The following is an 11,623-nucleotide window of genomic DNA, read 5'->3' as shown; positions in this document are numbered from 1 at the left end:
CCACCCCGGAGCGGACCCCGGACCCCAGCACACCACCGCCCAGCCCACACCGCACCGCACCGCACCGCGCCCAGCGGCACCCCACCCCAGGGAACCCCGCGCGAGCGGGCTACCCCCCGGGGCCGTCGCGGTGGGGCAGGACCGCCGAGACGCGGAAGCCGCCCGTGTCGGTGGGGCCCGAGACGAAGACGCCGCCCAGGGCCAGCACCCGCTCGCGCATCCCCACCAGGCCGTTGCCGCCGCTCGGCAGGGCCGCGCCGGGGGCGGCGCCCGCCGCGTCCGGGGCGCCGTTCTCGACCTGCATGGCGACCTCGGCGTCCCGGTGCGCGAGGCGCACCATCACCTTGGCCCCGGCCGCGTGCTTGTGGACGTTGGTCAGGGCCTCCTGGACGACCCGGAACGCGGTCTGCTCGATCTCGGGGGCGTACTCCCTCGTCTCGCCCTGGACGGCCAGCTCGACCACCATCCCGGTCTGCCGGGACTGCTCGACGAGGTCCTCCACATCGGCGAGGGACGGCCCGTCCTGGACGGCTGCTGCCGCAGCGGCAGCGGCAGCGGCGGCGCCGACCGCCGCGAGCGGCACCGAGGCGGCGGAGCGCGGCCCGCCGTCGCCCGTGCGCAGCACCCCGAGCATCTCGCGCAGCTCGGTCAGCGCCTGTCGGCCCATGTCCCCGACCAGCGCGGCGTTCTTCACCGCCTTCGGCGGGTCCTTCAGCGCGACCGCCTGGAGCGCCGCCGCGTGGACGACCATCAGGCTCACCCGGTGCGCCACGACGTCGTGCATCTCCCGCGCGATCCGGGTGCGCTCCTCCGTACGCGCCCACTCGGCCCGCTGCTCGGCGCGGTCCGCGAGCAGCGACAGCTCCTGCTCCAGGCTGTCCGCGCGCTCGCGCAGGCTCTCCATGAGCCGCCGCCGGGCCCCTATGTAGAGGCCGAGGAGGACGGGCGGCAGGGTGATCGCGGCCGACACCATGGCCGCGATCACCGGTACGTACCAGATGCTGCCGGCCACGAGCTCGGCGGACTGCACGTCCTGGTGGAGCCGTACGAAGCTGATGATCAGGGTCGCGGTCAGCGACATCCCGGCGAGTGTGGCGATGATCCGGCGCGGCACCTCGGACGCGGCGAGCGTGTAGAGCCCGACGATGGTCAGCAGATAGCCCATCTCCAGCGGGGTGACCGCGATCGAGACGAGGACGACCGCGATCGGCCAGCGCCGCCGCAGCACGAGCACGGGTCCGGCGAGCAGTCCGAAGAGGATTCCCAGGGATATGGGGATCCCGATCCGCTCCGCGGTCCGGGCGCCCTCGCCGACGCACTCCAGCGTCGAGAGGAGAGCGAGCCCCATGTCCAGTGCGGCACTGCGCCGCCTTTCCCACCACAGCCACGTACGGGTGGTCGTGCCCGTACCGTCCTGGTGTGCCCCCGTTGCGGTCATGGCTCCCAGACTACGGGCGGGCGCGGGGGATTCTCACGGCGGTTTCCCGGGGCGTCTTCATCACATCGCGCGGGTCCCGGGGGCGTCGCCCGCGGGTCCCGGGGGCGGTCGCCGGGCCGTCCCGCTCCGGAGAAAGCGGCGATCTCCACCGTCGCGTCGAAGGGCCCCGGTACGGCATAGTAGGGGCTGCCTCCCGGCCCGATCCATGGATTCGGGCAGAGCGGGCGATCCATCCCAGGTCGTCTAATGGCAGGACAAATGGTTTTGGTCCATTGAATGAGGGTTCGATTCCTTCCCTGGGAGCAGTGAGGGCGGGTTCCGGCCGGTGCGGCCGGGGCCCGCCCTCGGTGCGTCGGAGTGACCCCCCGGTATCCTTCGGACGTCCACCACCCGAAGCCGAAGGGCATTCCCGTGAGCGCCAACCGCCCGGCAGCCGTCGTCGTCCTCGCAGCGGGTGAAGGCACCCGCATGAAGTCGAAGACCCCCAAGGTTCTGCATGAGATCTGCGGGCTCTCGCTCGTCGGACATGTCGTCCGCGCCGCCCGTGAGCTGGACCCCCGGCATCTCGTCGTCGTCGTCGGACACGCCGGCGAGCAGGTCCAGGGCCATCTCACCGAAGTGTGGCCGGGCACCCGCACCGCCTTCCAGGCCGAGCAGAACGGCACCGGGCACGCCGTGCGGATCGCGCTGGAGGAGCTCGGGCCGGACATCGACGGAACCGTGGTCGTCGTCTGCGGCGACACCCCGCTGCTCTCCGGCGAGACCCTCACCGCCCTCACCGCCGCGCACGGCGCCGACGGCAACGCCGTCACCGTGCTGACCGCCGAGGTCCCCGACTCCACCGGATACGGCCGGATCGTCCGCGACGCCGCCGGCGCGGTCACCGCGATCGTCGAGCACAAGGACGCCACCGCCGCCCAGCGCGCCATCCGCGAGATCAACTCCGGTGTCTTCGCCTTCGACGGGCGGCTGCTCGCCGAAGCCCTGGGCAAGGTGCGCACCGACAACAGCCAGGGCGAGGAGTACCTCACCGATGTGCTGGGCATCCTGCGCGAGGCCGGGCACCGGGTCGGCGCGGCCGTCACGGGCGATCACCGCGAGATCCTCGGCATCAACAACCGCGTCCAGCTCGCCGAGGCCCGCCGGCTGCTCAATGAGCGGCTGCTGGAGCGGGCGATGCTCGCCGGGGTCACCGTGGTCGACCCGGCCTCGGTGCACATCGACGTCACCGTCACGTTCGAGCCAGACGCCGTCGTCCACCCCGGCACCCAGCTGCTGGGCGCCACCCACCTCGCCGAAGGCGCCGAGGTCGGCCCCAACACCCGGCTGCTGGACACCGTCGTGGGCAGCGGCGCCCGGGTGGACAACGCGGTCGCCGACCGCGCCGAGATCGGCCCCGGAGCCTCCGTGGGCCCCTACGCCTATCTGCGCCCCGGTACCCGCCTCGGCACGAAGGCCAAGGCCGGGACCTATGTCGAGATGAAGAACGCCACGATCGGAGAGGGCACCAAGGTCCCCCATCTGTCGTACGTCGGCGACGCGACGATCGGCGATCACACCAACATCGGTGCAGCCAGCGTCTTCGTCAACTACGACGGCGAGGCCAAACACCACACCACGATCGGCTCGCACTGCAAGACGGGCTCGGACAACATGTTTGTGGCGCCCGTCACGGTCGGGGACGGCGCGTACACCGCCGCCGGCTCCGTCATCACCAAGGACGTACCCGCCGGTTCACTGGCCGTCGCACGCGGCCAGCAGCGGAATATCGAGGGCTGGGTGGCCCGTAAGCGGCCCGGCAGCACCGCCGCGCAGGCCGCCGCGGCAGCCGCGGAACGAGCCACCGAAGAGAACTGACCGGAAACAGCTGCGCCGAACTCGGCGTACCGTGATACGTGCACACAAATTCGGCTGGCTCGCGCTCCCATCACCCACGCGGCCAGAGAACACACTCTGAGGAGACAGTGCTGTGACCGGGATCAAGACGACCGGCGAGAAGAAACTCATGCTCTTCTCCGGCCGCGCCCACCCCGAGCTGGCCGAGGAAGTCGCACATCAGCTGGATGTGAACCTGGTGCCGACCAAGGCCTTCGACTTCGCGAACGGTGAGATCTACGTCCGCTTCCAGGAGTCGGCCCGAGGCGCGGACTGCTTCCTGATGCAGAGCCACACGGCCCCCATCAACAAGTGGATCATGGAACAGCTGATCATGATCGACGCTCTGAAGCGGGCCTCCGCCCGGAGCATCACCGTGATCGTGCCGTTCTACGGCTACGCCCGCCAGGACAAGAAGCACCGCGGCCGTGAGCCGATCTCCGCCCGTCTGGTCGCCGACCTGATGAAGACCGCGGGCGCGGACCGCATCCTCACCGTCGATCTGCACACCGACCAGATCCAGGGCTTCTTCGACGGCCCGGTGGACCACCTCTTCGCGCTGCCGATCCTCGCGGACTACGTCGCCGCCAAGGTCGACCCCGCCAAGCTCACCGTCGTCTCCCCGGACGCCGGCCGCGTGCGCGTCGCCGACCGCTGGTGCGACCGGCTCGGCGCTCCGCTGGCCATCGTCCACAAGCGCCGTGACAAGGACGTCGCCAACCAGGTGACCGTCCACGAGGTCGTCGGCAATGTCGAGGGCCGCGTCTGTGTGCTGGTCGACGACATGATCGACACCGGTGGCACCATCTGCGCCGCCGCCGACGCCCTCTTCGCCAACGGCGCCGAGGACGTCATCGTGACCGCCACCCACGGTGTGCTCTCCGGACCGGCCGCCGACCGGCTGAAGAACTCCAAGGTCAGCGAGTTCGTCTTCACCAACACGCTGCCCGACCCGGGCGATCTGGAGCTGGACAAGATCACGGTGCTGTCGATGGCGCCGACGATCGCCCGCGCGGTGCGCGAGGTGTTCCAGGACGGTTCGGTCACCAGCCTCTTCGACGAGCAGGCCTGACCGACCGGGCCCGGCCCCGTAAGAGGCCCCGCCCATAGGACCCGCTCATAGGACCCGCCCGTAGTTCACGACAGGGCCGCGACCCCCGCACAGGGAGTCGCGGCCCTGTCGCGTACCCGGTGATCGATTGGATGGGCGGGGGCCCCTTGCGTAGACTGTCGGAGTTGCTCGGCGAGGGAGGCCGCACTCCAGGTGCGGCGGTCCGTTATCGACGCGCTCTTCGTAGCAGGCGAAGCAGGCCATTCATGGCCGGGTGACCACCAGATCCGTCTGTTCCACGAGGAGTGCACATGTCCGAGGTCAAGCTCGCCACCGAGACCCGTACCGAGTTCGGCAAGGGTTCGGCACGCCGCGTCCGCCGCGCCGGCCAGGTCCCCGGCGTTCTCTACGGCCACGGCACCGAGCCGGTCCACATCACCCTGCCGGGCCACGAGCTGCAGCTCGCCCTGCGCACCCCGAACGTGCTGCTCGCCCTGGACATCGAGGGCCGCACCGAGCTGGCCATCCCGAAGGCCGTCCAGCGCGACGCGATCAAGAGCTTCCTGGTCCACGTCGACCTGCTGCTCGTCAAGCGCGGCGAGAAGGTCACCGTCGAGGTCCCGGTCCAGTCCGAGGGCGAGCTGGCCCCCGGCGGCTTCCTGCTGGAGCACGTGCTCAACACCCTGACGGTCGAGGCCGAGGCCACCCACATCCCCGAGTCCTTCACCGTCTCCGTGGCGGGTCTCGCGGGCGGCGCGTCCGTGCTCGCGAAGGACATCCCGCTGCCGGCCGGTGTGACCCTGGCCGTCGAAGAGGACACCGTCGTGCTCCAGGTCCTGGCCTCGCAGGCCGAGGAGCCGGCCGCCGAGGCCGCTGAGGGCGACCAGGCCGCCCAGGCCTGATCCTCGCCGCACCGCCTTTTTCCTCAGCCGCCGCCCGCGCCGTAAGGTGCGGGCGGCGGCGATGTGTCCGGATGGAGAAGCTCAGATGACGACGACCGATGCCAACGCTCCCTGGCTGATCGTGGGACTCGGCAACCCGGGACCCGGGTACGCCGCCAACCGGCACAATGTCGGCTTCATGGTCGCCGACCTGCTCGCCCACCGGATCGGGGGGACCTTCAAACGCGCCCCCAAGGCCCAGGCCCAGGTGCTGGAGGGGCGGATCGGCCCGGTCGGCCCCGGAAGCCGCCGGGTGGTGCTGGTCAAGCCCCTGTCGTATATGAACCTCTCCGGCGGCCCGGTGACCGCGCTGCGGGACTTCTACAAGGTGCCCACGGACCGGATCGTCGCGGTCCATGACGAGCTGGACATCGACTACGGCGTCCTGCGGCTGAAGCTCGGCGGCGGGGACAACGGGCACAACGGCCTCAAGTCGATGACCAAGGCGATGGGCCCCGACTACCACCGGGTGCGGTTCGGCATCGGCCGCCCGCCGGGCCGGATGCAGGTCGCGGACTTCGTCCTCAAGGATTTCTCCGGCGCCGAGCGCAAAGAGCTGGACTACTTCGTCGACCGCTCGGCGGACGCGGTGGAGTGCCTGGTGACCGAGGGCCTGGAGCGGGCCCAGAGCGCGTACAACTCCTGACACGGCTCCGGACCGCCGCCTTCTGGCCCTAGGTCGTGCGCCGAACCTCCGCCGCCGCCCGGCCGCGCGACGCGCGGAGTTGACCCGACGCGGCCGGATGCCCAAGGATCGCGCTCCATGAGTCCACTGCTCCTCCATGCGCGCCGCGTGGCGTTGGGTCTGGTCGCGCTGCTGCTGCTGGCAGCGGGCGCCTGGTCGTCATGGGACACGGCCCGGCACATCATGCTCGCCAAGGGCCGCGAACACGGCACGATCACGGTCGCCGGCTGCGGCGAGGAGACCTGCACCGGCCCCTTCGACCCCGACGGCACGGCCGCTCCCCGCGGCCGGATGACCATCGACCGGTCGGTCGCGGTCGAGAAGGGCGCGAAGCTCTCCGTCGTGGTGAAGCCCGGCACCGGGGAAGTGGTGCGCAGGGGCACGGGCGGCGTCTTCCAGGCATGGGTGCCGCTGGGCGGGGCGCTGCTGCTCGCCGCGGTGGTCATCGGCGGCGGCATCGGGCTGCCGAGGGTGGCCTGGGGAGCCGCGACCGTGGGCGGCGTACTGCTCGCGGGGACGTTCTTCACCCTGTAGCCGGTCGTCGGCGGTCGGCGATCCCACCCGGGCTCCCCTGCCGCCGACCGGTGGCCGGCCCCGGACGCACCGCTGCCCGGCGCGCGCTCGCGCCGGGCAGCGGTGTCCTCGTATACGGCCCGCCTGGTCAGCCGGTGTTGCGCAGACCCGCCGCCACCCCGTTCACCGTCAGCAGCAGGGCCCGCGCCAGCACCGGGTCCGCCGGTTCGTCACGGGCCGCCGCCTCGCGCTGGCGGGCCAGCAGGGAGACCTGGAGATAGGAGATCGGGTCCAGATAGGCGTCCCGGATCGCGAAGGTCTGCTGAAGCACCGGGTTCGAGTCCAGCAGCCGCTCACCGCCCGTGACCCGCAGCACCTCGCGGACCGTCAGCTCATGCTCGGCCTCGATCGCGGCGTACACATGCTTCAGCTCCTCGGGCACCAGGGTGTCGACATAGTGCCGGGCGATCCGCAGATCCGTCTTCGCCAGTGTCATCTCCACATTGGCGATGAAGTTGCGGAAGAAGTGCCACCGCTCGTGCATCTCGGTGAGGACCGTGTCGAGCCCGGCCTCCCGCAGCGCCTTGAGGCCCGAGCCGACCCCGTACCACCCCGGCACGATCTGCCGGGACTGGGTCCAGCCGAACACCCAGGGAATGGCCCGCAGTCCGTCCAGCCCGGCCCCGCTGTCCGGGCGGCGCGAGGGGCGCGAGCCCAGATGCAGCTCGGCGAGCTGGTCCACCGGCGTCGAGGCGAAGAAGTACGCCGGCAGATCCGGGTCCTCCACCAGAGCGCGGTAGGCGGAGTGCGCCGCGTCCGAGACCGTGTCCATCGCCGCGTCCCAGCGCGCCAGCGCCTCCACCGACTGGCGCGGCGCGGTCTGCAGCGCCGACGCCTGAAGCGTGGCGGCGACCGTCAGCTCCAGGTTCTCCCTGGCCAGCGACGGGATCAGATACTTGTCCGAGATGACCTCGCCCTGCTCGGTCACCTTGATCTCGCCCTCCAGCGTGCCCCAGGGCTGCGCCAGGATCGCATCGTGCGAGGGGCCGCCGCCCCGGCCCACGGTGCCGCCCCGGCCGTGGAAGAGCCGCAGCCGTACGCCATGGCGGTGGGCCACGTCGCGCAGTCTGCGCTGCGCCCGGTGGATCTCCCACTGGGAGGTGGTGATGCCGCCGAACTTGGAGGAGTCCGAGTAGCCGAGCATGACCTCCTGGACATCGCCGCGCAGCGAGACCAGCCGGCGGTAGGAGGGGTCCGCGAGCATCCCTTCGAGGATGACGTCGGCCGCGCGCAGCTCGTCGGTGGTCTCCAGGAGCGGCACGATGCCGATCTTCGCCCAGCCGCCGTGCAGATCGATGAGCCCGGCCTCGCGGGCCAGCACCGCCGCCGCGAAGACGTCGTCCGCGCCCTGGCACATCGAGATGATGTACGACTCGATGACCTCGGGCCCGAACCGCTCGAACGCCTCCTTCACCGTGTGGAAGACGCCGAGGGTCTTCTGCCCGGCGGCGTCCAGCGGGGCGGGCGAGGGCGCGAGCGGGCGGCGCGAGCGCAGCTCCTTGGCGAGCAGCTTCTGCCGGTACTCGCGCGGCATGTCGGCGTACCGCCAGGACTCCTCGCCCAGGCGGTCGAAGAGCTGGCCGAGCGCATGGTGGTGGGCGTCGGCGTGCTCGCGTACGTCCATGGTGGCGAGCTGGAGGCCGAAGGCGGCGAGCGTACGGATCGTACGGTCCATCCGGCCGTCGGCGAAGAGCTCGCCGCGGTGCTCGCGCAGCGAGGTCTGGATCAGGGTCAGATCGGTGATCAGCTCGGTGGTGCCGAGGTAGTCGCGGCCGGGCTGGTGCGGGGTGTCCTTGGCGAGGCGCTCACGGGTGTTGACCAGCTTCTGCTGGATGCAGGTGGCCTTGAGCCGGTAGGGCTCCTCGGCGTTGAGCCGCTTGTAGCGGGGGCTGATCTCGGGGAGCCGCTCCAGGTCGGTCTGGAGGGAGGTGAGGAGCTCCTCGGTGGCTCCGGTGTAGCGGATGGAGTTGGAGAGCAGTCCGCGCAGCGAGTCGATCAGTGCGAGCGCGTCGGTGATGCCGTGCTCGTGCTGGAGGATCAGCACTTCGCGGGTGACGGCGGGGGTGACATTGGGGTTGCCGTCGCGGTCGCCGCCGATCCAGGTGCCGAAGGTCAGCGGGCGGGTGCCCGCGGGCAGCTCGACGCCGACGCGCTCCAGTTCGGCCGCGAGGTCCTCCAGGACGTCGCCCACGGCGTTGGCGTGCAGCTCGTCCAGGTAGTAGATGGCGTTACGGGCTTCGTCGGCCGGTTCGGGCCGGACCACCCGCAGCTCGTCGGTCTGCCAGATCAGATCGATGTTCTCGGCGAGCCGCAGATCGCAGCGCCTGCGGTCGGCGGCGCCGGCCTCGGTGTCCAGGAGCTCGGCGATCCGGCGCAGCTTGTTGAGGACGGAGCGGCGGGCCGCCTCGGTGGGGTGGGCCGTGAAGACGGGCCGTACGTTGAGGTTCTTGACGGTCGCGCGCAGATGGTCGGGGTCGGCGTCCTTGAGCAGATCGGCCGTACGGGCCAGCACGCTGCCCTCGGCCGCGCGCCGCTCGCGCATCTCATGGCCGCGGTGCACCTGCTCGGTGACGTTGGCCAGGTGGAAGTAGGTGGAGAAGGCGCGGACCAGCTTGGCCGCGGTCTCCACATCGGTGTCGCCCAGCAGCCGGGCTGCTGCCTCGCCGTCGCTGCGGGTCAGGGCCCGCACTCGCTCCACGAGGTCGAGCAGGTCGGGGCCTTCCTGGCGGACGAGGGTCTCGCCGAGGAGATCGCCCAGTCGGCGGATGTCGGCCCGCAGTTCGGCGCTGGCCGTCGGGGTCTGGTCGGCACTGCTCACAGGTGCGGCTCCTTGCAGTGTTTGAGCACGTCTGGAGGGGTCTGGAGGCTGCGGACCGCGCTGTCCGACGAGACCCAGGATAGGTGCGGTCCGCCCGGCGTTATCCACAGGGCCCTTGCCGTGTGCCCGCGCGCTGACATACTTACGTCGCCGTAGGTTACGCGCCCGTAGCTCGGCGTGATCCATTTCACTCCACCCGCAGGGGACCTCTGACATGACTACCAGCCCCGATGTGGTCGACGGCTCTTCGCAGCCGCCGGCGGACCCGGCGTCGGAGCGGGCCGCGGCCCCGCTGCCCTCGGCGACGCTCGGCGGGGACAGCAAGCGGTCGATCGAGCAGATCGCCCTGCTGCTGTTCATCACCGCGCCCTTTCTCGCCCTGGTCGCAGCGGTGCCGATGGCCTGGGGCTGGGGGGTGAGCTGGCTCGATCTGGGGCTGCTGGTCGCGATGTACTACATCGGCTGCCATGGCATCACGATCGGCTTCCACCGGTATTTCACCCATGGCTCCTTCAAGGCGAAGCGCCCGCTGCGGATCGCGCTCGCGATCGCGGGGTCGCTGGCGGTGGAGGGCCCGCTGGTGCGCTGGGTGGCCGACCACCGCAAGCACCACCGCTTCTCGGACGCGGAGGGCGATCCGCACTCCCCGTGGCGGTTCGGCGAGAGCGTGCCCGCGCTGATGAAGGGGTTGTGGTGGGCGCATATCGGGTGGATGTTCGATGAGGAGCAGACCCCGCAGCAGAAGTACGCACCGGATCTGATCAAGGACCCGGCCATCCGGCGCATCTCCCGTGACTTCGTCTTCTGGACCATGCTGTCGCTGGCGATCCCGCCGCTGGTCGGGGGGCTGGTCACCATGTCGTGGTGGGGCGCTTTCACCGCGTTCTTCTGGGGCTCGCTGGTGCGGGTCGCCCTGCTGCACCATGTGACCTGGTCGATCAATTCGATCTGTCACGCGGTCGGCAAGCGTCCGTTCAAGTCGCGGGACCGTTCGGGGAATGTGTGGTGGCTGGCCGTGCTGTCCTGCGGCGAGTCCTGGCACAACCTGCACCACGCGGAGCCCACCAGCGCCCGGCACGGGGTGCTGCGGGGCCAGCTGGACTCCAGCGCCCGACTGATCCGCTGGTTCGAGCGGCTGGGCTGGGCGTACGACGTGCGCTGGCCGAGCGCGGACCGCATCGCCGCCCGGCGCGAAGCCTCACAGCCAGACACGGCATGATGGAAGATGTGGCGAGCGACGGCAGTGGTACGGAGAAGAACCGGTCCGGGCGGCGCGCGCGCCGAGTGAGGATGACCGGCGCGGAGCGCCGTGAGCAGCTGCTGGACATCGGCCGGACGCTCTTCGCCGACAAGGGCTTCGAGGGCACGTCGGTGGAGGAGATCGCCGCGAAGGCGGGGGTCTCCAAGCCGGTGGTCTACGAGCACTTCGGCGGCAAGGAGGGGCTCTACGCGGTCGTGGTCGACCGGGAGATGCGCCAGCTGCTGGACATGGTGACGGGCGCGCTCACGGCGGGGCATCCGAGAGAGCTGCTGGAGCAGGCGGCGTTCGCGCTGCTGGACTACATCGAGGCGTATACGGACGGGTTCCGGATTCTGGTCCGGGACTCCCCCGTGGCCCAGTCGACGGGTACCTTCGCCTCGCTGATCAGCGATATCGCCACTCAGGTCGAGGACATCCTCGGCATGGAGTTCAAGAACCGCGGCTTCGATCAGAAGCTGGCCCCGCTGTATGCGCAGGCGCTGGTGGGGATGGTGGCGCTGACCGGTCAGTGGTGGCTGGACGCACGGCGGCCGAAGAAGGCGGAGGTCGCGGCGCATCTGGTGAATCTGGCGTGGCATGGGCTCGACGGGCTGGAGCCGAAGCCTCGGCTGATGGGGCACCGCAAGAACTGACGGGGCGGGGTGCCGCTGGGCGCGGGGCGGGGGTGCTTCGGGGCTGGGGTCCGGGGGCCGCTCCGGGGGCTTCGAGGTGGGCTGGGTGCGGTGCGCTGAGGTCCGGGGTCCGCTCCGGGGTGGTGCCGGGACTCATGATTTACGGGCGCGTTTCCAGTCCTTGTTTGATGGCGGGCCTCCTTCGCGCCACAATCACGCTTTACGTCCCGGCACCACCCCTGCGCGGCCCCCTCCCATGCAGGTCGAAACCGCCCGCCGCCGATCCCGGTCGTACGAAGCGGGCCCAGTCGCCGGGGAGCGCGGACCCCTCCCGCAGTCGGCCGACTACTGCGCCGCGCGGGGAGCTGTG

9 protein-coding genes and 1 tRNA gene are annotated in these 11,623 nt (G+C 70.9%); 8 read left to right on the top strand and 2 right to left on the bottom strand.

The window, feature by feature from the left end; all coding sequences use genetic code 11:
* Positions 1–109 precede the first annotated feature (109 nt).
* The gene (locus FF041_RS26985; RefSeq protein WP_153525245.1) at positions 110–1,438 is read right to left on the bottom strand and encodes a sensor histidine kinase; all 1,329 of its coding nucleotides are present in this window, start codon (positions 1,436–1,438) and stop codon (positions 110–112) included.
* A gap of 232 nt (positions 1,439–1,670) precedes the next feature.
* On the opposite strand from FF041_RS26985, the gene FF041_RS26980 reads away from it, so the two are divergent.
* The 6 genes from FF041_RS26980 (at position 1,671) to FF041_RS26955 (ending at position 6,524) form a co-directional block, all read left to right on the top strand.
* A tRNA-Gln gene (locus FF041_RS26980) sits at positions 1,671–1,741 on the top strand.
* A 108-nt stretch (positions 1,742–1,849) separates the two neighbouring features.
* Complete coding sequence (glmU, locus tag FF041_RS26975) at positions 1,850–3,295, top strand: bifunctional UDP-N-acetylglucosamine diphosphorylase/glucosamine-1-phosphate N-acetyltransferase GlmU (RefSeq protein ID WP_323392827.1); 1,446 nt, start codon at positions 1,850–1,852, stop codon at positions 3,293–3,295.
* A 112-nt stretch (positions 3,296–3,407) separates the two neighbouring features.
* Positions 3,408–4,385: a ribose-phosphate diphosphokinase gene (locus FF041_RS26970; RefSeq protein WP_323372475.1), complete on the top strand. Its 978-nt coding sequence runs from the start codon at positions 3,408–3,410 to the stop codon at positions 4,383–4,385.
* 290 nt (positions 4,386–4,675) lie between these two features.
* Positions 4,676–5,266: a 50S ribosomal protein L25/general stress protein Ctc gene (locus tag FF041_RS26965; RefSeq protein ID WP_153525244.1), complete on the top strand. Its 591-nt coding sequence runs from the start codon at positions 4,676–4,678 to the stop codon at positions 5,264–5,266.
* Positions 5,267–5,351: 85 nt separating this feature from the next.
* Positions 5,352–5,951 carry an aminoacyl-tRNA hydrolase gene (gene pth / locus FF041_RS26960; RefSeq protein WP_153487362.1) on the top strand — a complete coding sequence of 200 codons (600 nt, stop codon included), beginning with the start codon at positions 5,352–5,354 and terminating at the stop codon, positions 5,949–5,951.
* Positions 5,952–6,068: 117 nt separating this feature from the next.
* Positions 6,069–6,524, top strand: a complete 456-nt coding sequence (locus FF041_RS26955; RefSeq protein WP_153525243.1) for a hypothetical protein — start codon at positions 6,069–6,071, stop codon at positions 6,522–6,524.
* Positions 6,525–6,651: 127 nt separating this feature from the next.
* Here FF041_RS26955 and ppc read toward each other — a convergent pair whose 3' ends face one another.
* Positions 6,652–9,381, bottom strand: coding sequence for a phosphoenolpyruvate carboxylase (ppc, locus tag FF041_RS26950; protein WP_323392825.1), 2,730 nt, complete (start codon positions 9,379–9,381; stop codon positions 6,652–6,654).
* A 214-nt stretch (positions 9,382–9,595) separates the two neighbouring features.
* On the opposite strand from ppc, the gene FF041_RS26945 reads away from it, so the two are divergent.
* Both FF041_RS26945 and FF041_RS26940 read left to right on the top strand, forming a co-directional pair.
* Positions 9,596–10,600, top strand: coding sequence for an acyl-CoA desaturase (locus FF041_RS26945; RefSeq protein ID WP_153525242.1), 1,005 nt, complete (start codon positions 9,596–9,598; stop codon positions 10,598–10,600).
* Entirely contained in the window at positions 10,600–11,274 is a 675-nt protein-coding gene (locus FF041_RS26940; RefSeq protein WP_194292191.1) for a TetR/AcrR family transcriptional regulator, read from the top strand. Before FF041_RS26945 ends, FF041_RS26940 begins: the two co-directional genes overlap by 1 nt.
* Positions 11,275–11,623: the final 349 nt, after the last annotated feature.

It is taken from the genome of Streptomyces jumonjinensis (genome assembly GCF_009600885.1).
GTDB lineage: Bacteria > Actinomycetota > Actinomycetes > Streptomycetales > Streptomycetaceae > Streptomyces > Streptomyces jumonjinensis.
This window is presented reverse-complemented; position numbering and strand designations above follow the sequence as displayed.